Annotated in this window: 18 protein-coding genes and 1 pseudogene; 10 read left to right on the top strand and 9 right to left on the bottom strand. The window is 65.3% G+C overall.

Annotation, left to right across the window (positions count from 1 at the left end; translation table 11 throughout):
* Window positions 1-451 precede the first annotated feature (451 nt).
* Window positions 452-1,198 carry a transglutaminase-like cysteine peptidase gene (locus tag ACVW17_RS10690; RefSeq protein ID WP_456751851.1) on the top strand — a complete coding sequence of 249 codons (747 nt, stop codon included), beginning with the start codon at window positions 452-454 and terminating at the stop codon, window positions 1,196-1,198.
* Window positions 1,199-1,349: 151 nt separating this feature from the next.
* Here ACVW17_RS10690 and ACVW17_RS10685 read toward each other — a convergent pair whose 3' ends face one another.
* The 6 genes from ACVW17_RS10685 to ACVW17_RS10660 form a co-directional block, all read right to left on the bottom strand.
* Window positions 1,350-2,549 carry an ABC transporter substrate-binding protein gene (locus tag ACVW17_RS10685; RefSeq protein ID WP_456751850.1) on the bottom strand — a complete coding sequence of 400 codons (1,200 nt, stop codon included), beginning with the start codon at window positions 2,547-2,549 and terminating at the stop codon, window positions 1,350-1,352.
* A 78-nt stretch (window positions 2,550-2,627) separates the two neighbouring features.
* Window positions 2,628-4,466, bottom strand: a complete 1,839-nt coding sequence (locus tag ACVW17_RS10680) for an AMP-dependent synthetase/ligase (RefSeq protein WP_456797098.1) — start codon at window positions 4,464-4,466, stop codon at window positions 2,628-2,630.
* Between the two features lie 140 nt (window positions 4,467-4,606).
* Window positions 4,607-5,386 carry an ABC transporter ATP-binding protein gene (locus ACVW17_RS10675; protein ID WP_456751848.1) on the bottom strand — a complete coding sequence of 260 codons (780 nt, stop codon included), beginning with the start codon at window positions 5,384-5,386 and terminating at the stop codon, window positions 4,607-4,609.
* 10 nt (window positions 5,387-5,396) lie between these two features.
* Window positions 5,397-6,155: an ABC transporter ATP-binding protein gene (locus ACVW17_RS10670; RefSeq protein WP_456797097.1), complete on the bottom strand. Its 759-nt coding sequence runs from the start codon at window positions 6,153-6,155 to the stop codon at window positions 5,397-5,399.
* Window positions 6,152-7,303: a branched-chain amino acid ABC transporter permease gene (locus ACVW17_RS10665; RefSeq protein WP_456797096.1), complete on the bottom strand. Its 1,152-nt coding sequence runs from the start codon at window positions 7,301-7,303 to the stop codon at window positions 6,152-6,154. The genes ACVW17_RS10670 and ACVW17_RS10665 overlap by 4 nt, the downstream gene beginning before the upstream one ends.
* Before the next feature lie 9 nt (window positions 7,304-7,312).
* Window positions 7,313-8,188, bottom strand: a complete 876-nt coding sequence (locus tag ACVW17_RS10660) for a branched-chain amino acid ABC transporter permease (RefSeq protein WP_050423026.1) — start codon at window positions 8,186-8,188, stop codon at window positions 7,313-7,315.
* A 293-nt stretch (window positions 8,189-8,481) separates the two neighbouring features.
* On the opposite strand from ACVW17_RS10660, the gene ACVW17_RS10655 reads away from it, so the two are divergent.
* Both ACVW17_RS10655 and ACVW17_RS10650 read left to right on the top strand, forming a co-directional pair.
* Complete coding sequence (locus ACVW17_RS10655) at window positions 8,482-9,234, top strand: ABC transporter ATP-binding protein (protein ID WP_456751845.1); 753 nt, start codon at window positions 8,482-8,484, stop codon at window positions 9,232-9,234.
* Window positions 9,231-10,752 (top strand): annotated as a pseudogene (locus ACVW17_RS10650) (permease). Before ACVW17_RS10655 ends, ACVW17_RS10650 begins: the two are co-directional and overlap by 4 nt.
* Before the next feature lie 7 nt (window positions 10,753-10,759).
* Here the strand turns inward: ACVW17_RS10650 and ACVW17_RS10645 are convergent.
* Window positions 10,760-11,698, bottom strand: a complete 939-nt coding sequence (locus ACVW17_RS10645) for an alpha/beta fold hydrolase (RefSeq protein ID WP_456751843.1) — start codon at window positions 11,696-11,698, stop codon at window positions 10,760-10,762.
* A gap of 174 nt (window positions 11,699-11,872) precedes the next feature.
* On the opposite strand from ACVW17_RS10645, the gene ACVW17_RS10640 reads away from it, so the two are divergent.
* The 3 genes from ACVW17_RS10640 to ACVW17_RS10630 are packed head-to-tail and all read left to right on the top strand — an operon-like array spanning window position 11,873 to window position 14,726.
* On the top strand, window positions 11,873-12,688 hold the full coding sequence (locus ACVW17_RS10640; RefSeq protein ID WP_456797095.1) for an MBL fold metallo-hydrolase: 816 nt from the start codon (window positions 11,873-11,875) through the stop codon (window positions 12,686-12,688).
* A gap of 44 nt (window positions 12,689-12,732) precedes the next feature.
* On the top strand, window positions 12,733-13,782 hold the full coding sequence (locus ACVW17_RS10635; RefSeq protein WP_456797094.1) for an amidohydrolase family protein: 1,050 nt from the start codon (window positions 12,733-12,735) through the stop codon (window positions 13,780-13,782).
* Window positions 13,783-13,793: 11 nt separating this feature from the next.
* A complete protein-coding gene (locus tag ACVW17_RS10630; protein WP_456751840.1) occupies window positions 13,794-14,726 on the top strand; it encodes a GNAT family N-acetyltransferase in 933 nt (310 codons plus the stop codon).
* Window positions 14,727-14,910: 184 nt separating this feature from the next.
* Here the strand turns inward: ACVW17_RS10630 and ACVW17_RS10625 are convergent, their stop codons facing one another.
* The gene (locus ACVW17_RS10625; RefSeq protein WP_456797093.1) at window positions 14,911-16,167 is read right to left on the bottom strand and encodes an aminopeptidase; all 1,257 of its coding nucleotides are present in this window, start codon (window positions 16,165-16,167) and stop codon (window positions 14,911-14,913) included.
* A gap of 160 nt (window positions 16,168-16,327) precedes the next feature.
* Window positions 16,328-16,717, bottom strand: coding sequence for a carboxymuconolactone decarboxylase family protein (locus ACVW17_RS10620; protein ID WP_456751838.1), 390 nt, complete (start codon window positions 16,715-16,717; stop codon window positions 16,328-16,330).
* A gap of 136 nt (window positions 16,718-16,853) precedes the next feature.
* Between ACVW17_RS10620 and ACVW17_RS10615 the strand changes: the two genes are divergently transcribed.
* The 4 genes from ACVW17_RS10615 to ACVW17_RS10600 are packed head-to-tail and all read left to right on the top strand — an operon-like array spanning window position 16,854 to window position 20,458.
* On the top strand, window positions 16,854-17,813 hold the full coding sequence (locus ACVW17_RS10615) for a Bug family tripartite tricarboxylate transporter substrate binding protein (protein ID WP_456751837.1): 960 nt from the start codon (window positions 16,854-16,856) through the stop codon (window positions 17,811-17,813).
* 18 nt (window positions 17,814-17,831) lie between these two features.
* Entirely contained in the window at window positions 17,832-18,719 is an 888-nt protein-coding gene (locus ACVW17_RS10610; protein ID WP_456751836.1) for an NAD(P)-dependent oxidoreductase, read from the top strand.
* Entirely contained in the window at window positions 18,716-19,696 is a 981-nt protein-coding gene (locus tag ACVW17_RS10605) for a Gfo/Idh/MocA family protein (protein WP_456751835.1), read from the top strand. The genes ACVW17_RS10610 and ACVW17_RS10605 overlap by 4 nt, the downstream gene beginning before the upstream one ends.
* Window positions 19,697-19,702: 6 nt before the next feature.
* A complete protein-coding gene (locus tag ACVW17_RS10600; RefSeq protein ID WP_456751834.1) occupies window positions 19,703-20,458 on the top strand; it encodes a GntR family transcriptional regulator in 756 nt (251 codons plus the stop codon).
* The last annotated feature ends 223 nt before the right edge of the window (window positions 20,459-20,681 follow it).

The following is a 20,681-nucleotide window of genomic DNA, read 5'->3' as shown; positions in this document are numbered from 1 at the left end:
ACTCTCAGAAGAGTCGTGTAGTCAGAACTTGACTGACGGTACCATGAGATAGGATTCGAGCCAAGATGCGTACTGAGCCACGTATTCGTGGTATTGATTGGCATTTCTCTACTTGCCTTTATTTCCCCACAGCCCCGAGCGGGCATTTGACCCGATTTTTCCGGCTAAAGCTGTGACTTAGCTTACAAATCGCAGCTATCCTGCGCGCGGACTGGCCGGGTTAACCAGAAGGCAAGGATGAGGCGTTTCGCAGTGGAAAAAGGTTCGCCGGTTCGTTTCACAAACCGGTAAAGTTTTCGGGACCCCGGGCAGGCGCCCTTCAGCCTGCTGGCGGGATTCCCCACATCTTAAGTCGATTCGAAGGGATCGTTGGCCATGCTCGCGCATGAAACGATCCGGTCGCGTGTGCGGTGTAGTGTCCACCCGCCGATGAGCGGACAGGGGGTGTCACATGGGACTGTCGCTTCGCTCGTTCGCACCGCGCGCCGTGATGTTGGGCATTGGCCTGGCCCTGGCTGCGCCAATGGCCGAGCTCAATGCCGCCTCGCTGCTGTCGCCCGGCCCGGCATCGCTGCTCAGGAAGTCGGCCGAGCCGTTCGGCCTGTCGACCAGCCTGCTTGCCGACGGCGGCCTGCACGACAAATGGCTCGGCGTACAGCGCCAGCTCGCCGACGAATTGGTGCAGCTGGCCGCCTGCGAGAGCGACCGCGCCGGTTGCGCATCGCCGGAGGCGCGGCGGTTCCTGGCGATCGTCGACGCCGGACGGGCGCATCATGGCCGTGCCCGGCTCGGTGAGATCAACCGCGCCATCAACCTGGCGATCCGCCCAGGCAATGATCTGGCGACCTATGGCGAGCCCGACGTCTGGGTGACCCCGCTTGCCACCTTCGCCCGCGGCAGCGGCGATTGCGAGGACTATGCGATCGCGAAATTCGTGGCGCTCGCCAAGGCCGGCGTCGCGCCCGAGGATCTGCGCATCGTCGTCATGCACGACCTGCTCGGCGGCGAGGACCATGCCGTGGTCGCGGCACGGCTCGACGGCCACTGGCTGACGCTCGACAACCGCCGCATGGCGATGATCGAGGACAGCGACCTCAGGAGCTTCCGGCCGACCTTCGTAATCGACCAGAACGGCGTCAGCCGCTACGTCGATGCGCCGCTCGTCAGCGAGGCCGCATGGCGGCCGGCGGGGCGGTGAATTGACCGGCATTCGGTTCGCTCTCCGAGCACGAGTCACCGCCACCATGGACCGTCATTGCGAGGAGCGAAGCGACGAAGCAATCCATGTTTCCGCTCGCGGGGATATGGATTGCTTCGCTTGCGCTCGCAATGACGGAGTTCTGTTCTGCTCAGAACATCAAATTGTCCTTCACCAGCACCCAGCGGCCGCCCTTGACCTGCTGCACCTGGGTGATGGTGTTGGCCAGATGATCGGTCTTGGAGAATTTGGTCGGCGGCGAGCTGAAAATGTCGAGGAACTTGTCGCCTGACTCCAGCGCGTCCAGCATCTTCTGGCCGGTGAGATCCTTGCCCGCCTTCTGCGCATAGAAGGCGAAGGTCATCACCGCATTGTAGCCGATGATCGCCTGCGTATTGGCGTCGGAGTTGAACATCTTCTTGTAGTTGACCAGCCAGTCCTTCACCTTGCCCTTGGAGGTGTCCTCATAGGGAATCTCGAAGCCTGACGCCGCATAGAGCCCTTCGACGGCGTCCTTGCCGAGCGCCGGCACTTCGAGCACGTTGGTCGGCGTGGCGCCGAGGAAAGTGACGTCCCAGCCGAGCTTCTTCGCCTCATTCATCGCACCGATGGTCTCGCGGATCACGGTGCCGAGCACGACGAGGTCGCAGCCGTCGGACTTCATCTTGGCGACCTGCGCCGAGAAGTCGGAAGCGCCGCGCTTGTAGCTCGTGACCGAAGCCGGCTGCACCTTCATCGCAGCGAGCTGCTGGGTGAAGCCGTCGAGCACGTTTTTGCCGTACTCGTCGTCCTGATGCATGATGCAGGGCTTCTTGAAGTTCTTCCACTCCATCATGTATTTGAGCGCGGCGCGCGTGCTCTCGACATAGGGCAGCAGGTTGTTGAACTTCAACCGCTCCTGCGGCTTGGCGGGATCGAATTTGAAGGTGAATTCGGCGGCGGTCAGCGGAAACAGCTGCAGCACGCCGGCGTCGAACAGGATGTCTTGTGCGGCGAGCACGGTCGGCGAGCCCATCGGGCCGATCATCGCGAACACCTTGTCGCGCTCGACCATCTTCTGCGAGGCCAGCACGGCCTTCTTCGGGTCGTAGCCGTTGTCCTCCAAAATCATCTTGATCTTGCGGCCGTTGATGCCGCCGCCGGCGTTGATTTCCTCGACCGCCATCTTCATGCCGTTCGACACCGGCACGCCCCAGACCTTGATCGGGCCGGACAGATCCTGATGCGTTCCGATCACGATCTCGGTCGGCGAGATGCCTTCATTGGTGACCTTGGTCTGGGCTGCGGCCGGCAGACAGGTCAGCGCCAGCGCGCTCACCGCAAGGCCCAGCGCCTTCAGCGATTTCGACATTGCAGTCTCCTCCTCAACAAGGGCCCATGGTGAGCGAAGGGTAGGGCCGGCTCGCTCCTTCGCCTTTTCCTGCTTCGGCTATGCCACCGCCCGCGCGCCATACATGGCGTCGATCTCGGCCGCGTAGCGCTTGTTCACGAAGCTGCGCTTCAGCTTCATGGTCGGCGTCAGCTCCTCGTCCTCGGGCGTCAGCTGGCGCTCGATCAGATAGAACTTCTTGATGGTTTCGACCCGCGCGAATTTCGCGTTGACCGCCTCGACCTCGCGCTGGATCAGGTCCTGGATCTCGCGGGCGCGGCACAGGCTCGCGTAATTGGTGAACGGGATGTCCTGGTCCTGGGCGTATTTCTCGACATTCTCCTGATCGATCATGATCAGGCAGGTGAGATACGGCCGCTTGTCGCCGATCACGACCGCATCCGAGACATAGGGCGAGAACTTCAGCTGGTTTTCGATCTCGGACGGCGTGACGTTCTTGCCGCCGGAGGTGATGATGATGTCCTTCATCCGGTCGGTGATCCTGACATAGCCTTCATTGTCGATCGCGCCGACGTCGCCGGTGTGCAGCCAGCCCTTGGCGTCGATCGTCTCGGCGGTCTTCTCCGGCTGGTTGAGATAGCCCATGAACAGGAAGTCGCCCTTGATCAGGATCTCGCCCTTCGGGCAGATCATCACCTCGCCCCAGGGCACGGCCTTGCCGACCGAGCCGAGCTTGATGCGGTCCGCCGGCATCATGGTCGCGACTCCGCAATTCTCGGTCTGGCCGTAGACCTCGCGCATGTCGATGCCGAGCGCGAGGTACCAGCGGATCAGATCCGGCGAGATCGGCGCCGCGCCGGTCAACGCGATCCGGCAGCGGTCGAGCCCGAGCATGCGGCGGATGTTGCGGAACACCAGCCAGTAGGCGGCGCGGTTGGCAAGCCGCAGCGACAGCGGCGGCGGCGCGCCTTCCAATCGATACTCGGTCATCCGGTTGCCGATCGAAAGCGCGCGGGCATACATCCAGTTCTGGAACGGGGTCGCGTCCTTCAGCGCGATGGTGATGCCGGAATAGAACTTCTCCCAGATCCGCGGCACCGCGAGGAACGCGGTCGGCTGCACCTCGCGCAGATTGTCCGGCACCGTTTCCGGGCTCTCGGCGAAATTCATCACCGAGCCGAGCGCGAGCGAGATGTAATAGCCGCCGACCCGCTCGGCGACGTGGCAAAGCGGCAGGAATACCAGCCGCTCCTCGCTGTCGGTCGAGGGATAGAGATCGTTGGCGTGGCGCATCTGGTGCGTCACGCTGCGGTTGGAATGCATCGCGCCCTTGGGCGGGCCCGTCGTCCCCGAGGTGTAGACCAGGATCGCGAGATCGGACGCGGTGCGGCTGCCGGTCATCTCGTCCCACAGCGCGTCATTGCCCTGCGCATGGTTGCGGCCGAGTGCGGTGAATTCGGCGAGCGACAGCACCATCGGATCGGAGAAGCCGGAAAGCCCCTCCATGTCGAACACGATGACCTTCTCCAGGGTCGGACAGCGCGACCGGCAGGCCAGCACCTTGTCGAGTTGCTCCTCGTCCTCGACGAAGATGACGCGCGTGCGTGAGTCATTGACGAGGTATTCGACCTGCGCCGCCGAATCGGTCGGATAGATGCCGGACGAGACGCCGCCGGCGCACAGGATGCCCATGTCGGCATACACCCATTCCGGCACCGCGTTGGCGATGATCGAGGCCACGTCGCCGGGGCGAAAGCCGGTCGCGTGCAGGCCGAAGGCGATGTCCCTGGAGGTTTGCAGCCATTCGCGCCAGCTGGTCGGCTGCCAGATGCCGAACTTCTTCTCGCGGATCGCGGGCCTGTCGCCACGCGTTTGCACCGCGAGCAGAAAGCTCCGCGCGATCGTGTCGGCAACCGTCAGCACCGCTGGTCCTGCCATGCGCGCTCCCTCCTCTGCCGCCTGTCTCGCGCGCCGGGTTGTTGTGCCGGTCTTGTTGGCGAAACAGGCCTGAAATCTAGCTCCAACCCTCGCGCAACGCAGCGCCGACTTTCGTCGACGCTCATCAACGCCAAGTCCTCCTAACGCCACGTCTTCTTCTTTTTCCAGCGCCGCTCGCCCCGCGCGCCGGCTTCCTTGGCGCCGAGATAGAACTCCTGGATATCGGGTGAATTCATCAGCCGCTCGCAGGTGTCGTTCATCACGACCCGGCCGATCTCCAGCACATAGCCGTAATGCGCGGTCTCCAGCGCGATCTTGGCATTCTGCTCGACCAGCAGGATCGACATGCCCTGCTCCTCGTTGACCCTGCGGATGATGGTGAAGATCTCCTTCACCAGGATCGGTGACAGCCCAAGCGACGGCTCGTCCAGCAGCAGCAGCGTCGGCCGGTTCATCAACGCGCGCCCGATCGCCAGCATCTGCTGCTCGCCGCCGGAAAGCTGTCCGGCCGGCTGGCCGAGCCGCTCCCTCAGCCGTGGAAAATAGCCGTAGACGCGCTCGAGGTCCTGCGCCACTCCGTCGCGGTCCTTGCGCAGATAGGCCCCCATCATCAGGTTCTCGCGCACCGACAGGAACGGAAACACCTCGCGCCCCTCCGGCACATGGCTGAGGCCGAGCCGCACGATCCGGTCGGCCTCCATGCGCTGGATCGGCTTGCCCAAAAATTCGATCGAGCCCTTTTGCGGGTCGAGGATGCCGGAGATCGTCTTCAGCACCGTGGTCTTGCCGGCGCCGTTGGCGCCGAGCAGCGTCACGATCCGGCCGCGCGGCACCTCGAGGCTGATGCCGCGGATCGCCATGATCGGCCCATAATAGCTTTCGACGTTGGAGAGCTTCAGGATGATGTCCGGCGTGCTCATGCCATCATCCTCACGCGCCCAAATACGCGGCGACGACGTCGGGATGGTGCTGCACCTCGGACGGCGAGCCCATCGCCAGCACGCGGCCGTAGTTCAGCGCGATCACGCGGTCGGAGACGCGGTTGACCAGCGTCATGTCGTGCTCGACCATCAGCACGGTGATCCCGAGCTCGCTCTTCATGTCGCGGATCCAGAACGACATGTCGTCGGTCTCCTCGACGTTGAGGCCCGACGACGGCTCGTCGAGCAGGATCAGCTTCGGCTCCGAGCACAGCGCGCGCGCCAGCTCGATCACCTTGCGCACGCCGTAGGGCAGCCCCGAGATCAGCTTGTCGCGGTAAGGCTCGAGATCGAGGAATTCGATCACCTGCTCGACCCGGCGGCGATGCGCCTTTTCGCCCACGCGGACGCTCGGCAAGAATAACAGTTCCTGCCAGAGCTGGGTGGTGGAATGCCGATGCCGGCCGACCAGCAGATTGCTCAGCACCGTCGCATTCTCGAACAGCTCGATGTTCTGGAAGGTGCGCGCGATCCCGAGCCTGGCGACGTCGTAGGCCGGCTGCTGGGTGATGTCCTGGTCCTCGAAGAAGATCTTGCCCGACGTCGGCGGATAGATCCGCGAGATCAAATTGAAGATCGAGCTCTTGCCGGCGCCGTTGGGCCCGATGATCGACAGTATCTCGCCCTTCTCGACCGCGAAGCTGACGGCGTCGACCGCCTTGAGGCCACCGAAATGCAGCGACAGGTTCTCGGCGCGGAAATAGCTCATCGATTCCGCTCCGATTTCACATAAATCTTCTGCCGCTTGAAGGTCGCGCGCTTGTACAGCGGGAACAGCTGGAAGAAGAGCTTGATCTTGAGCCAGCGGCCGTAAAGTCCCAAGGGTTCGAAGAGGACGAACACCACGATGATGATGCCGTAGATCGCGCCCTTCAGCCCGTTGGCCGAGGCGAAGGCTGCGACCGCATCCTGGATATGTCCCGCGCGCTCGGGGCCGGCACCCAGCGTCGCCGCGACGCCGCCGATCACGCCGGGCATGTCGTCCTTCAGATAGGTCAGGAACGGGTCGATCATGACCAGGAAGATCGCGCCCAGCACCGCGCCGTGCAGGCTGAATGTGCCGCCGATCAGGATCACGATGATGAACTCGATTGAGAGCTGCAGCGTGAACATCTCGGGCGAGATGAAGGACAGCTTGTGCGCGAACAGCACGCCGGCGAAGCCGGTGATGGCAGCCGAGATCGCAAACGACTTCACCTTGTAGAGCGCGACATTGATGCCCATGCTGCGCGCCGCGGTCTCGCTGTCGCGGATCGCGACAAAGGCGCGGCCGGTCGGCGAGCGCAGCAGATTGAGCGTGCCGACGATGGTCAGCACCAGCACAGCGAGACAGAGATAATAGAACGTCGGGCCGTCGCGCGACACCGTGGTGCCGAACAGCTGCATGGTCTTGACCCGCATGCCCTCATTGCCATGGGTCACGCTTTCCCAGCGCGCCAGGATTTCCTCGACGATGAACGCAAACGAGATCGTCGCGATCACGAGATAGATGCCCTGCAGCCGCAGCGCCGGAAACCCGACCAGCGCGCCGACCACGCCGGTCAACAGCCCCGCGGCGAGGAAATAGACCGGAAACGGCACGTTGAATTGCTGCAGATAGGCCGCAGTGTAGGCGCCGATCGCCAGAAACGCGGCGTGGCCGAGCGAGGCCTGTCCGGTGAAGCCGGTCAGGATCATCAGCCCGACGCCGACGGTCGCATAGATGCAGACGAAGACCAGCTGGCTCATCAGATAGCTAGAGAGCACGTAGGGCGCGATCAGCAGCACCACGAGCAACAGGCCGTAGGAATAGACGTAGCCGGAATGCGGGAGCAGCCTGATGTCGTCTTCGTAATCGGTCTTGAAGAGAAACCGCATGCGTCCTCCTCAAACCTTCTTGCGGACGTGAAGGCCGAACAGGCCTTCGGGCTTGAGCAGCAACACCGCGAGCAGCACGATGTAGGGCGCGACGTCCTTCCATCCCTGCGGCAAATAGAAGCCGGCCATGCTCTCGATCACACCGATCAACACGCCGCCGACCACCGCGCCCGGGATCGAGCCGAAGCCGCCGAGCACCGCGGCCGGAAACGCCTTCAGCCCCAGCACCAGCCCGACATTGGAATGGATGAAGGTGATCGGCGCCAGCAGCACGCCGGCGCAGGTCGCGACCGCCGCCGAGATCGCCCAGACGATCGAGACCACGCGCTTGACCGGGATGCCCATGTAATAGGCAGCCAGCATGTTCTCGGAGCTGGCCCGCATCGCGGTACCGAGCGTGGTGCGGTTGAAGAACAGATAGAGCAGCGCGCACAGGATGATGGTCGCCGCGATCACCGACAGCTTGTCATAGGCGAGTACCAGGCTGCCGATCCGCAACACGCCCTGGCTGAACGGCGTCTCGATCTTGAAGTCGTCGGTCCCCCAGATCATGCCGGCCACCGAGCGCAGGAAATAGCCGAGCCCGATCGTCGCCATGATGATGGAGAATTGCGGATAGCCGAGGATCGGCCGCACAACGACCCGTTCGGCCAGCATGCCGAACAACGCCATGCAGATCACCGCGCCGGCGAAGCCGACCCAGTAGTTCAGCCCGAGCATGCCAATGAAGGTGAAGGCGAAAAAGCCGCCCAGCATCATCAAATCGCCCTGCGCGAAGTTGACGACCTCGGTTGCCTTGTAGACCAGCACGAAGCCGAGCGCGATCAGGCCGTAAACGCAGCCGAGCGCGATGCCGCTGACGAGCTGCTGAACAAAGTCCAGCATCGTTCCCTCCCCGATGCCCGGCGATTCTTATCCGATCGCTCGTCGCATCCCGCCTTCACGCCCTTGTGTCGGAAGCGCTGAAAGCCGCTATGTCCGCCCCGATTGAGCCAAAACGCCCGATCCCTGTCAACAAACCGCTGATCCGGCTGTATCATCACATTTGCGAAGATTGCCCGCAGCACGGGGTAATACGGATATCGCCTGCGATTTGCCCCGTGCGATTCACTGCACCGAAACGGTTTTTGTCCAAGTTTGCGCAACCGACGAGCGAAATCCCGGATCGCCACCGCATCATGACATCGCAACTGCCCGCACTCGCCCTGCGAGGGTTAACCAAGCGTTTTGATCGCCCGGCGGTCGATGCGCTCGATCTCACCATCCGGGTTGGGGAGTTCTATGCGCTGCTCGGGCCGAACGGCGCCGGCAAGACCACGACGCTGCGCATGGTGGCAGGTTTGCTGCGTCCGGATGCCGGCTCGGTGTCGATCCTCGGCATCGATGCGCTGGCCGATCCGGTCGCAGCCAAGCAGATCATGGCCTGGGTGTCCGACGAGCCGATGATCTATGACAAGCTGACGCCGCTGGAATATCTCGAATTCGTCGCCGGCCTGTGGGGCATCGATCCCCGCACCTCGGAAAAGTCGGCGCGCGAGCTCCTGGTGTCGCTCGGGCTCGAGCCGCATCTCAACGAGCGCTGCGAGGGCTTCTCCAAGGGCATGCGCCAGAAGGTGGCGCTCGCCGGCGCGCTGGTGCACGAACCCCGCCTGATCATCCTCGACGAGCCGCTGACCGGCCTCGACGCGCTGTCGGCGCGCCACGTCAAGGGTCTGTTGCAGGAGCGCGTCCGCACCGGCTGCACCGTGATCATGACGACCCACATCCTCGAAGTCGCCGAGCGCATGGCCGACCGCATCGGCGTGATCGCGGCCGGCAGGCTGATCGCCGAGGGCACGCTCAATGAACTGCGCGAGCAGAACGGCCGCAACGACACCACGCTCGAGGACATGTTCATCGCGCTGGTCGATACCGAAGCGGCGGCCGCGTGAGCTCGGTCGCCCATCTCAGCTGGTTCGCCCGCCACGAATTCCGCCTGGCGTGGCGCGAATGGCTGGCGATGATGACCGGCGGCCGGCGAAGGCGCAATCGCGCCGTGATCGGACTTGTGGTCTTCGCCGCGATCCTGCATCTGCCGGCCTATGCCGTGGTCAATCGCTATGCCGACTTGAGGTTTCCGCTCGATCCGTCGTCGCTGATCGTGCTGACCGCGACAGTCTTCCTGGCCTGGGCGCTGATGCTGTCGCAGGCGATCGAATCGGTGACGCGCGTGTTCTATGCCCGCGCCGATCTCGATCTGATCATGTCGTCGCCGGCCAAGCTCACCAACATCTTCTCGATCCGGATCGTCGCGATCGCGCTGACGGTGAGCAGCATGGCGCTGTTGCTGTCGACGCCGTTCATCGACGTCCTGGTGTATCTCGGCGGCCCGCGCTGGCTCGCCGGCTTCGGCGTCGTGCTTGCGATCGGACTGTCGGCGGCCGCCACCGCAATTGCCGTCACCGCCTTCCTGTTTCGCCTGATCGGGCCGATCCGGACCCGGCTGGTGGCGCAGGTCGTCTCCGCGGTCATCGGCGCGGGTTTTGTCATTGCGCTGCAGGTCGTGGCCGTGCTGTCCTACGGCACGTTGTCGCGCTTTGCCTTTTTGACTTCGGATACCGCGGCACACATCGCCCCCGCGCTTGACAGCCTGCTGTGGTGGCCGGCGCGCGCATCGCTCGGCGATCTCGACATCATGATGCTGCTGCTCGCGGCAAGCCTCGTGCTGCTCGGCGTCGTGATGGCGGCCTTCGCGCCGCGCTTCGCCGACACGGTCGCAAGCGTCGCCGCCAATCCGGCTGCGGTCACGCGGGGGCGCGCCCGCGCGTTCCGCCCCGGCTCGCGGCAACAGGCGCTGCGGCGCAAGGAGTTCGTGCTGCTGCGCCGCGATCCATGGCTGCTGTCGCAGAGTCTGATGCAGATGCTCTATCTGCTGCCGCCCGTGCTGATGCTCTGGCGCAGCTTCTCCGGCACATCGACCGCGATCGTGCTGATCACGCCTGTTATCGTGATGGCCGCAGGCCAGCTTGCCGGCGGACTTGCCTGGCTGACCATTTCGGGCGAGGACGCGCCCGATCTGGTGGCGACCGCGCCGCTGCCGCCGTCACGCGTGACCCGCGCCAAGATCGAGGTGGTGCTGATCGCAATCGCGGTGGTGTTCACGCCGCTGGTGGCCGCGCTGGCGTTCGCCTCGCTGGCGCAGGCCGTGGTCACGGCGATCGCGATCCTGATTGCGACCGCATCCGCCGCCGCTGTCCAGCTCTGGTTCCGCGCACAGGCCAAGCGCAGCCAGTTCCGCCGGCGCCAGACTTCCTCCCGCATTGCGACCTTCGCCGAAGCCTTTTTCCTCGATCGGCTGGGCCGCAACCGCGGCGCTGGCGCTGACGATCCCGGCGGCCGCGCTCGTCAGCGGCATCATGACCCTGCTGACGCTCACGATCGCCTGGAAGATCAGCCCGCGGCAGCGCTGAAACCGAGCTACGCCTTCATCACTTCCATCACCGCCGCTGCAAACGCCTCCGGCGCTTCCTGCGGCACGTTGTGACCGGCGCCCGGAATTGCGCGATAGGCCAGGCGGCATGTGTATTTTGCGGCGGTGCGACTGCCGTCGCTGACGAACGTCACGCCGTCGTCGGCGCCGTCGAGTGAGATGGCGGGGACGGTGATCACAGGCAATGTATCGAGCCGCCGCTGCACATCCGCGTATTGCGGGTCGCCTTCGACGACGCCATAGCGATGCCGATAGCTGTGGATCACGACGTCGACATAATCGGGATTGTCGAACGCGATCGCGGTCCGCTCGAAGCAGGTCTCGTCGAACGTCCAGCTCGGCGACCATTGCGACCACAGGATCCTTGCGATGCCGCGCCGGTTGGCGGCAAGGCCGGCGCGGCCGCGCTCGAGCTGGAAATAGTACTGATACCAGAGCGGGACCTCGCGCTCCGGCGGCGCCGGCACCATCGCGTGCGCAATGTCCTGGATCATGTAGCCATTGGTGCAGACCAGTCCGAGGCAGCGTTCCGGCCACAGCGCCGCACCGATCGATGCGGCGCGGCCGCCCCAATCATAGCCGGCGAATACCGCGCGCTCGATGCCGAGCGCATCCATCAGCGCCATCATGTCGGCGCCGACCGCGGCCTGCTCGCCCGAACGCGGCGTCGCCTTATCTCGGAACATCGTCGGGCCGTAGCCGCGTAGATAGGGCACGACGACCCGGCAGCCTTGCGCGGCCAGGATAGGCGCGACGTCGACAAAGGAATGGATGTCATAGGGAAAGCCGTGCATCAGCAACACCACCGGACCATCCGCCGGGCCGCCCTCGTAATAGGCGATGTTGAGCACGCCTGCGGGGACATGGCGCAACGGTTCGAGCCGCTTGGTCGAAGGCGCGCGCGGCGAGGAGGCAGTGTCGGTCACGCATAACTCCCTGATCTCGGTTGTGTGCGCGGCATGGTAGCGCGTCCCGGCGCCGGAATCGCCTGGATCGTGTTGCAGTCAGCGCCGTGGAGCGATGCGCCGGCCTCATCATGACGGCGCGCCAATTGCGCGGTAGTCTCGCCTCGGCGGATGTCGCCGAAGGCGGAACAGGTCATGCTGAGATTGCTCGCCGCGTTGGTCTTGCTGGGATCATTGACCGGCCATGCCTTCGCGCAGGACGCCCGGCGCAGCGAATGCCTCGCGATGGCCAACGCGCCACTGCGCGCTACCCCCGTGAGCTACCGGCGCGTCGCGGCCAAAACCGAGGAGGTCGCCATCACCTATGCCGGCCATTCCACCTACTACATCGACACGCCTGGTGGCGTCCGGATCGCGACCGACTACAACGGCGTCTATCAGACCGGACGGCTGCCCGACGTCGCGACCATGAACCGGGCGCATGCGACGCATTACACGCTGTTCCCCGATCCCGGCATTGCCCACGTGCTGCACGGCTGGGGCGAGAACGGCCAGGCCGCGCATTACGCGGAGCGGATCGGCGACGTCTATATCCGCAACGTCACGACCGACATCCGCCGCTATTGGGGGGAGGACCCCGGCGGCGAGATGATCAAGGACGGCAATTCGATTTTCATCTTCGAGGTCGCCGGCCTCTGCATCGGCCATCTCGGCCACCTCCATGTCAGGCTCGACGACAGCCAGTTCGCGGCGATCGGCCGGCTCGACATCGTGATGGTGCCGATCGACGGCACCTATACGATGTCGCTCGACGGCATCTCCGAGATCACCAGGCGGCTGCGTGCATCGGTGGTGCTGCCGATGCACCGCTTCGCCACCCCGCTCGACGAGTTCATGCGCCTGATCGGCCAGCAGTTCGAGATCGACCGCCGCGGCGGCGAGCGCACCTTGCGGATTTCCCGCGACACCCTGCCGGCGGCACCGACGGTGATCATCCTCGACGGGGTGTGAGATCTCTGTTCAAGAAGAAGCAAAACCAACGGGAGTGAAAATCGATGGCCAGCACGTTACCCGCCTCCGCCAGCGGGCTCTATGCCAATCCGCGCGAAGACTGGCTCGCCCAATACACCGAGGAGATCATCGATCCGAACAGGCCGATCGTCGATCCGCATCACCATCTCTGGGATCGCGGCGGCCTGCGCTACCTGATCGAGGAGATGCGCGACGACATCGCTTCCGGCCACAACATCGTCGCGACCGTCTATGTCGACTGCCGGTCGATGTACCGCGCCGACGGCCCGGAGGCGTTCCGCCCGGTCGGCGAGGTCGAGTTCGCCAACGGCGTCGCGGCGATGGCGGCGAGCGGCGGCTACGGCAAGGCGGCGATCTGCGCCGGCATCGTCAGCCACGTCAACCTTCTGCTCGGCGACCAGGCCAAGGCGGTGCTGGAGGCGGAGATATCAGCCGGCAACGGCCGGTTCCGCGGCATCCGCCACTCCTCGGCCTGGGACGAGGCCCCTAACGTCGCCCATATGTACGCCAGCCGGCCGAAGGGCATCCTCCTCGATTCCACCTTCCGCAAGGGTTTTGCCTGTCTGGCGCCGCTCGGCCTCAGCTTCGACGCCTGGCTGTTCCATCCGCAGATCGGCGAGCTCACCGACCTCGCCCGCGCCTTCCCCGACACAAGGATCGTGCTCGACCATTGCGGCGGCCCGGTCGGCACCGGCCGCTTCGCCGGCAAGCGGGCGGAGACCTTTCCGGTCTGGAGGGCGTCGATCCAGGAGATCGCCAGATGCCCCAACGTCGTGGTCAAGCTCGGCGGGCTGGCGATGTGCCTGCTTGGCTATGACTTCCACCTCCGCCCCCGCCCGCCGTCGTCGGAGGAACTCGCCGCCGCCTGGCGGCCTTATGTGGAGACCTGCATCGACGCGTTCGGCCCCAACCGTTGCATGTTCGAGAGCAACTTCCCACCTGATAAGGGGCAATGCAGTTATCAGGTCATCTTCAACACCTTTAAACGGCTTGCATCACAATATAGCGAAGCCGAGAAGACGGCGTTGTTCTTGAAGACGGCAAAGGATGTCTATCGGCTCGATATCGGGTAAGCTTCCGACTCATGGATGACGGCATCACCATCCGGCCGCTTCGAGAGGCTGATGCGGAAGCGGTGGTCGCACTTTACGCAAAGGCAGCTGCGGTGGAACCGCGGCTAGGCCCTGTCACGCTGTCGCAATGGGACCAGTTCCTGAAGCTGCCGCAGAACCGCGGCGGCCGCGACTTTCGTGTTGCCGAGCAGAACGGGCGGCTTGTCGGCCTTGCCGAGTCCTCGTTGCGCGACCAGGGCGCAGGGCATTCCCGATTCCTCAAGATCGTCGTGACGCCCGAGATGCGGCGGCGCCGGATCGGGCTCGCATTGGTCGACGACGTGCTGGCAATCGACACCGACCCCAATCTCACCGTGCAGACGCTGGTGAGCAGCGACTGGCCGGCCGGCATGGCCTTCGTCGCCGCCTTCGGCTTTGTTCATGTCGAGTCGGAGATCGGGATGAAGTGCGTCGAGCCGTTGCAGCCCGCGCGCACGCTCGCCGCCGCCCGCGCCACCATCGAGCAGGTCTCGGACGTCACCGCCTGCGCCGGCCAGGTCGCGCGGATCCACAACACCGCCTACGCCTCCGACGCCGCGTTCCGCCTGTACTCGCCGGAAGAGATGGCGCAGGTCCTGACCGAGACCGAGGTCTGGATCGCATCGGAGGATGGACAGGTGTCGGGCTTCTGCCTGACCGAGCCGGAGCAGAACTCGATGTGGATCGAGTCGGTCGCCGTCGACCCGGCGCGGCAGGGACGCGGGCTCGGCCAGCTCCTGGTCTATCGCGTGCTGGCCGCGCACGACGTGTCGGTCGAGCATCCCTGCTGGCTCAATGTCTCAAGCCGGAACGCTCCCGCGCTGAAGATCTACCGCCGTCTCGGCTTCAAGCCGCAGCACGAGACCTGCCGCTTCCTGGCGATGCGAGGCGACCTGATCGCCGCGCGCGAGCGGCGGTTTCGTTAGCCACCTTGAAGCCTAGTCGAGCGACAAGAACCTAGCCCCGTCATCCTGAGGTGCGAGCGGAGCGAGCCTCGAAGGGTGAACGGCCGAGCTCTCTCCGAACGCGTGGCCAATATCCGGGCCGCGCATCCTTCGAGGCGCGCAAGAGCGCGCACCTCAGGATGACGGGATTATGGGCGAGCGCGCCCTACGCCCACTCGCCCTTGCGGAATACCGGGACGCTGCGGCCGTCGGCGTGGATGCCGTCGATATCGGTGTGGGCGGAGCCGATCATCCAGTCGATATGGATCAGGCTCTTGTTGCCGCCCTGCTCGGCGATCTGCTGCGGCGTCAGCTTGTCGCCGTTGACGAAGCATTTCGAGTAGCACTGGCCGAGCGCGATGTGCGAGGCGGCGTTCTCGTCGAACAGCGTGTTGAAGAACAACAGCCCGCTCTTCGAGATCGGCGAGGAGTGCGGCACCAGCGCGACTTCGCCAAGGCGGCGCGCGCCCTCGTCGGTGTCGAGCACCTTCTTCAAGACTTCCTCGCCGCGCGAGGCCTTGGCCTCGACGATGCGGCCTTCCTCGAACTTCACCGAGATATTGTCGATCAGCGTGCCCTGATAGGACAGCGGCTTGGAGCTCACGACATGGCCGCTGACGCGGCGGCAGTGCGGCGTGGTGAAGACCTCTTCGGTCGGGATGTTGGCATTGCAGACGATGCCGTTCTTGGCGGTCGAGGCGCCGCCTTCCCATTCATGGCCGTCGGCGAGCCCGATCGTGAGGTCCATGCCGGGGCCGGAATATTTCAGCGCGTGGAAGCGCTGGCCGTTCAGCCAGTCGGTGCGCTCGCGCAGTTTGGCGTTGTGCCTTTCCCAATTGGCGACGGCGCCATCCTGATCGACCCGCGACGCGGAGAAGATCGCATCCGCAAGCTTCGCTACCGCGACGTCCTCGGCATCGTCGGGGAACACCTGCTTGGCCCAGGACGTGCTCGGATAGGCGATGATGTTCCAGTTGGTGTCGAAATTGACGATCTTCTCCAGCGCCGGCTGGTAGGCGATCGAATTGGCCTTGCTGGCGCGCGCGACCTTGGTCGGGTCCTCGCCGGACAGCAGCATCGGATTGTCGCCGACGATGGCAAGCCGCGCGGTGTTGGCGCCGAACGCCTTCGCCATGCCCTCGTAGAGCCAGCCCGCGGCGCGATCGAAACTCGCATCGTTGGCGTAGCGGTAGCGCGCCAGCGTCAGCTCTTCGTCCGAGAAGAACGGGGTCACCAGGCCCGCGCCGGCCTTGTAGGCATGCTCCACCACCCGCCGCACCAGCGGCATCGCCGCGGCCGGCGCCGTCAGCAGCAGATCCTGCCCCGGCTGCAACTGCAGGCCGACCTTGATCGCGACTTCGGCGAGCCGATCGAGCTTTACCGGATCGATCGAGGCGGAAAGGTTGCGTTGATGTGCGGTCATGAAGCGCCGTGTCGTTTGAGGATCTCTTCAGGATTCGTAGTCCAATTCGATCCGCATTCGCAAGGTTCCTGCCTGCCGCATCCGATCACGCGGCAGCGAGCGATTGTCTCGAATTTTGCCGCTTTGGCGCGCGTTCACCTGTTCGGCCCCGGCGTGAACCCTACGCCGCAGGCGGCGCCTCGCCGAACACCTCGGCTGCGATCTTGCTGGTCTCGATCGCGGCCGGAATGCCGCAATACATCGCGACCAGCAGCAGCACGTCCTGCACCTGCGCGGCGGTGCAGCCATTGGCCAGCGCGCCCTTGGCATGGACGCGGAACTCGGCGGGCTTGCTGCTCGCCGCGGTGATGCCGAGCATCACCAGGCTGCGGAGCTGGTCGGACAGGCCAGAGCGCTCCCAGACGTCGCCATAGACATAGGCATTGATGATGTTTTGCAGCGGCGTGCCGAACTCGCCCGCAGCCGCCATCCGCTTGGCGACATCGCCCTCGCCGAACATCTTCTGGCGCCGGCGCAGCCCGCGCGCATGGAGATCGCTGATGTCGACCATCGTCGTCTGGCTCCCTGTATGGACTATTTATACGGATAAATATGTCGCACCTCAATATTCCTGGAGGCGCTTAGCTTGCACCTCCGACCAATTTGTCCGTATAAACTCGGCCCAAACAGACGCGGGAGGGACCGGGATGAAGTTACGGCTGGGGCTGCTCCTCGTCCTGCTCGCGGCACTTCCGGTCCTGCCGGCATACGCGGCGGACGATTTCCCGCAACGGCCGCTCAGGATCATCGTGCCTTTCCCGGCCGGCGCCGGCCCCGACAATGTCGCGCGGCTGGTCGGCCAGCACCTGCAGGACGCGTTCGGCCAGACTGTGCTGATCGAGAATCGCGCCGGCGCGCTCGGCAGCATCGGCGCCCAGGAAGTCGCCCGCAGCGCGCCCGACGGCTACACGCTGCTGATGGGCACCAACACCACCCATGCCAGCAACGTCGCGACACTGAAGAGCCTGCCCTACGACCCGGTGAAGGATTTCGCGCCCGTGATCCGCACCACGACGACGGCGATGGTGCTCCTGGTCAACCCGAAGCTTGCGGCCAAGGACCTGCCGCAGTTCCTCAGCTATGCCAGGGCCAACCCCAATCTGACCGCAGGCTACGGCTCCGGCGCATCGCAGATCTCGATCGCGCAGCTGCAATCGCGCGGCGGCCTGTCGCTGATCGCGGCCTCCTACCGCGGCGTGCCCCAGGCGATGACCGACGTGATGGCCGGAGTGATCGACCTGACCTTCGGCGATTTCTCGGTCGCGATCCCGCAGATGCAGGGCGGCACCCTGCGCGGCATCGCCGTGACGTCGGCGACCCGCAACGAGCTGACGCCCGGCCTGCCCGCGCTGTCAGAAGCGATGCCCGGCTTCGAGGCCACGATCTGGTACGGGCTGTTCGCGCCGGCCGGCACCCCGGGGCCGGTGGTCGACAAGCTCTATGCCGAGTGCGCCAAGTATCTCGCGATGCCGGAGACGAAGAAGAAGCTCGCCGATGTCGGCGTGATCGTGGCGCCGCTGGCGCCGGCCGAGTTCGGCGCGTTCGTCAGGAGCGAGGTCGTGCGCTGGTCGGCCGAGGTCAAGGCGGCCGGCATCCAGCCGCAATAGCGCGGAGCGACATCGCACATGGCTCGCGAGACACCCATCGGCATGATCGGCCTGGGGTTGATGGGATCGGCGCTCTCCGCGCGGCTGATCGACGCCGGCATCGGCGTCATCGGCTTCGACGTCGATGCGGCGAAGACGAATGGCTTGCGGGCCAGCGGCGCCGAGTTCGCGGCCTTCGCCGCCGACGTCGCCGCACGCTGCGGGACTATCGTCGTCGCGGTGTACGACGCGGCCCAGGTCATGGGCCTGCTGCCGGACCTCGCCAATGCGACAGTGCCGCCGCGCGTGATCTGCACCACCACCTGCGCGCCGGGCGAGATCACGGCAATTGCCGAGTTCGCGGCGCGCGCGCGGCTCGGCTTCATCGAGGCGCCGATCTCGGGCACCAGCGCCGAGGTCCGCGCCGGCACCGCCACCGCGCTGGTCGCCGGCGATAGCGACATCATCGCGGCAGCCGCCGCGACGCTCGACATCCTCTGCCCGCAGCGGATCAATGTCGGGGCGATCGGCAATGCCAGCCGCACCAAGCTTGCCGTCAACCTGGTCCTGCAGAGCAACCGCGCCGCGCTCGCCGAGGGCCTCGCCTTTGCCGAAGCGCTCGGCCTCGACGCCGCGGCCTTCCTTGCGGCTGCGCGGCAATCGGCGGCATATTCCAAGGTGATGGACAGCAAGGGACCGAAGATGCTGGCGCGGGATTTCTCGCCGCAATCGCATATCGCGCAGACCTTGAAGGACGCCGAGCTGATCCTGCAGGAGGCTGCCCGCCACGGGCTGTGCTTGCCGATGACGTCGACGCAGGCGGAGCTGCTGCGCGCGGCGATTGCGCTGCAAGGCCCGGACAGCGACAGCGCCGCGGTGATCGAGGCGATCCGCCCCGGCCGCGATCAGCACAGGGAGCGCTCATGATCACGTGCGCGATCGCGGGCCTCGGCCGCTGGGGTCGCGCGCTGGTCGAGGCTGCGCGGAACGAGCCGCGGCTGGAGATCGTCCGCGCGGTGGAACCCGACGTCGCCGGCGCCGCGGGCTTCTGCGCGGCGCACGGCCTATCGCCCGCGCCGAGCCTCGAGGCCGTGCTGGCCGACCCCGCCATCGACGCCGTGCTGCTGGCGACACCGCATTCGCTGCACAAGGGCCAGGTGATCGCGGCAGCCCGAGCCGGCAAGCAGGTGTTCTGCGAGAAGCCGCTGGCGCTCCGGCGCGACGATGCCGCCGAGATGTTCGCGGCCTGCCGCAAGGCGGGCGTGCTGCTCGCGGTCGGGCATAACCGCCGGTTCTGGCCGTCGATGCAGGCGCTGCGCGCGATCGCAGCGAGCGGCGAGCTCGGCACGATCCTGCATGTCGAGGGCCACAACAGCAACGAGAGCTCGCAGGCAATCACCCAGGGCTGGCGGCTGTCGCCCGAGGAGTCGCCGGGCGGCGGGTTGACCGGCGCGGGACTGCACGTGCTCGACGGCTTCGTCAGCCTGCTTGGTCCTGCTCGACAAGTTTATGCCCGGTTGAGTGAGCGCGCGGCGGGCCCACCGCCGCTCGACACTGCAACTTTGGCGATTGAATTTGTGAATGGCGTGAGTGCAACCCTTGCGACGGTGCGCGCAACACCGTTCTATTGGCGCGTGCATGTGTTCGGAACGAAGGGATCCGCCGAGGTGCTCGACGAGACGACGATGGTGCTACGGACGTCCGGTGCGGCGCCTGCGACGACGCGCTATCCGGCGGTCAACACGCTCACCGCGGAACTTGCGGCCTTTGCCGATGCGGTCGAAGGCCGCCGGCCGTTCCCGGTACCGGAGGCAGACGTGCTCGCGACGCTCGCCGCGTTCGAGGCCGCGCTGCGATCGATGCAGTCTGGACACGTGGTCGCCTGCCATACGGCATACCAGTGATCCGCCATGTCTGAACAACCGGACCGTGCGAGATCGTCTCGCTACCGCGACATCGCCACCGGATTGCAGAGGGACATCCGGCTCGGCACCTACGCGGTCGGCAACCTGCTGCCGACCGAAACCGAGCTGATGGCAAGCTACCAGGCGAGCCGCCAGACGGTACGCGAGGCGCTGCGCATCCTGATCGACCAGGGCCTGATCGTGCGCCGCGCCGGCCTCGGGTCGGTGGTGATCGCAGCCGAGCCGCCGGTGCTGTTCACCCACAGCGTCAAATCGCTCGGCGAGTGGCTGCGCTATTCCAACGAAACCTACCGCGATGTGGTCGCGAGCGGCGACATCGTCGCCGACCGCAAGCTGGCCGGGCTGTTGAAATGCGAACCCGGCAAGAGCTGGTTCCTGATCGAGGCGGTGCGCCGCTCCGACCAGTTCGCCGCCCCGCTCGGCTGGACCGAGATCTATGTGTTGCGCCGGTTCGCCGATGTCGTGACCCGCAGCGACCACGGCCGCACCCCGGTGCACGAGCAGATCGCCAAGATGTACGGCCAGGTCACCGAACGCGCCCAGATGGAGATCTTCGTGCGCGGCATGCCGGCGCCGATCGCCAAGGCGCTCGGCGTCAAGACCGGCTCGCCGGCACTCACCGTGATCCGCCGCTATTACGGCGTGCGCGAAGAGCTGTTCGAGGTCACCATCACCACGCACCCGGAAGGGCGCTATACCTACACGATGGACATGCAGCGCTCGCTGCGGCCGAAGCTCTAGCGTTTTGCTTTGACGCGTTTTCTTTTCGCGAACCGGTGTCCACTTCGCTCGAAAACGCTCGGGTCTAGCGCGCCCGCGCCAGATGCGTGGGGGCGGAGGTGTGCGCCATCTGCGGGGTGCCGCTCACTCCCCAAATCGCGACCGCAATCAACGCGGCCGCCCAGACATATGGCACAGCATTCGGCTTCTTCATTTCAGAGATCATCCCCAATGTCTCAGGAGG

It is taken from the genome of Bradyrhizobium sp. USDA 4473 (assembly GCF_054063335.1).
The sequence above is the reverse complement of the archived record's forward strand: the minus strand, read 5'-3'. Positions and strand labels throughout refer to the sequence as shown.

Bases quoted from the DNA above. Each gene is read 5' to 3' on its own strand.
- ACVW17_RS10665 (WP_456797096.1), bottom strand. From the start codon at position 7,303: ATGCGGTTTCTCTTCAAGACCGATTACGAAGACGACATCAGGCTGCTC.
- ACVW17_RS10680 (WP_456797098.1), bottom strand. From the start codon at position 4,466: ATGGCAGGACCAGCGGTGCTGACGGTTGCCGACACGATCGCGCGGAGC.
- ACVW17_RS10620 (WP_456751838.1), bottom strand. From the start codon at position 16,717: ATGGTCGACATCAGCGATCTCCATGCGCGCGGGCTGCGCCGGCGCCAG.
- ACVW17_RS10605 (WP_456751835.1), top strand. From the start codon at position 18,716: ATGATCACGTGCGCGATCGCGGGCCTCGGCCGCTGGGGTCGCGCGCTG.
- ACVW17_RS10630 (WP_456751840.1), top strand. From the start codon at position 13,794: ATGGATGACGGCATCACCATCCGGCCGCTTCGAGAGGCTGATGCGGAA.
- ACVW17_RS10690 (WP_456751851.1), top strand. From the start codon at position 452: ATGGGACTGTCGCTTCGCTCGTTCGCACCGCGCGCCGTGATGTTGGGC.
- ACVW17_RS10600 (WP_456751834.1), top strand. From the start codon at position 19,703: ATGTCTGAACAACCGGACCGTGCGAGATCGTCTCGCTACCGCGACATC.
- ACVW17_RS10625 (WP_456797093.1), bottom strand. From the start codon at position 16,167: ATGACCGCACATCAACGCAACCTTTCCGCCTCGATCGATCCGGTAAAG.
- ACVW17_RS10640 (WP_456797095.1), top strand. From the start codon at position 11,873: ATGCTGAGATTGCTCGCCGCGTTGGTCTTGCTGGGATCATTGACCGGC.
- ACVW17_RS10670 (WP_456797097.1), bottom strand. From the start codon at position 6,155: ATGAGCTATTTCCGCGCCGAGAACCTGTCGCTGCATTTCGGTGGCCTC.
- ACVW17_RS10635 (WP_456797094.1), top strand. From the start codon at position 12,733: ATGGCCAGCACGTTACCCGCCTCCGCCAGCGGGCTCTATGCCAATCCG.
- ACVW17_RS10615 (WP_456751837.1), top strand. From the start codon at position 16,854: ATGAAGTTACGGCTGGGGCTGCTCCTCGTCCTGCTCGCGGCACTTCCG.
- ACVW17_RS10685 (WP_456751850.1), bottom strand. From the start codon at position 2,549: ATGTCGAAATCGCTGAAGGCGCTGGGCCTTGCGGTGAGCGCGCTGGCG.
- ACVW17_RS10655 (WP_456751845.1), top strand. From the start codon at position 8,482: ATGACATCGCAACTGCCCGCACTCGCCCTGCGAGGGTTAACCAAGCGT.
- ACVW17_RS10675 (WP_456751848.1), bottom strand. From the start codon at position 5,386: ATGAGCACGCCGGACATCATCCTGAAGCTCTCCAACGTCGAAAGCTAT.
- ACVW17_RS10660 (WP_050423026.1), bottom strand. From the start codon at position 8,188: ATGCTGGACTTTGTTCAGCAGCTCGTCAGCGGCATCGCGCTCGGCTGC.
- ACVW17_RS10610 (WP_456751836.1), top strand. From the start codon at position 17,832: ATGGCTCGCGAGACACCCATCGGCATGATCGGCCTGGGGTTGATGGGA.